Source organism: Thermoactinomyces intermedius, assembly GCF_013912365.1.
GTDB lineage: Bacteria > Bacillota > Bacilli > Thermoactinomycetales > Thermoactinomycetaceae > Thermoactinomyces > Thermoactinomyces intermedius.
On the sequence record NZ_JACETT010000068.1, the window covers coordinates 1 to 679 of the forward strand.

Below are 679 nucleotides of genomic sequence, written 5' to 3' on the forward strand. Positions count from 1 at the left end.
TTCCAATGCGGCCGGGGAGCATGTTTCAATATATGGACATCCAGCCGCGAGACGTCGAACTTGGGATTTTAGTAGAAGGCAAAAGCCCGGAAGAGTTAAGGGAGAGAATAAGAAATCTCACAACAAAACTAATCGATGTGGACGGTGCTTTGTATGCGCGGTACTCGAACGGAACCGAACGACGTTTATACTGTCGCTACAAAGAGGGATTAGAAGGTGAAGAAACGGCATCTACCAAGGGAGTTGGGTATTATCAAAAAATGGTGTTGGTCTTCAGGGCATTTGATCCGTTTTGGTATGAAACCGGATTGCTAGAATCTAAAAGTGCTCAAAACTTCGTTTATTATAAAAACAATGGCGATTATGCCGCTTACCCAATCGTGATGGTGGACGGCCGATGTTCAAACCCGGACCTGGCCATATGGCAAACCGGGGGACCCGGGGAACCCGCTGAGGGAAGCTCTGAACGTCTCAAAGTTAACACAACGGTTGCAGCGAATCGACGGCTCATTGTTAATATGAAACAACGGACCGTCAAACTTGATAACGGGACGAATCTTTACGCATCTATTGATTCGACTGCTAATAAATTCCATTCCATCCCGCCACGAAGCGCCAATAACTTTGCCGTGGATGTGGACATTGACGGCCCGGAATCGGATGGCCGATACCATGTTTA

At 47.3% G+C, this 679-nt stretch carries 1 protein-coding gene; it reads left to right on the forward strand.

Translation table 11 applies throughout. The annotated features are described in order from the left end of the window. Positions 1 to 32 precede the first annotated feature (32 nt). Positions 33 to 679 (forward strand): phage tail family protein (locus H1R82_RS13765; RefSeq protein ID WP_181733107.1); only part of this gene is annotated, 647 nt, incomplete at its 3' end.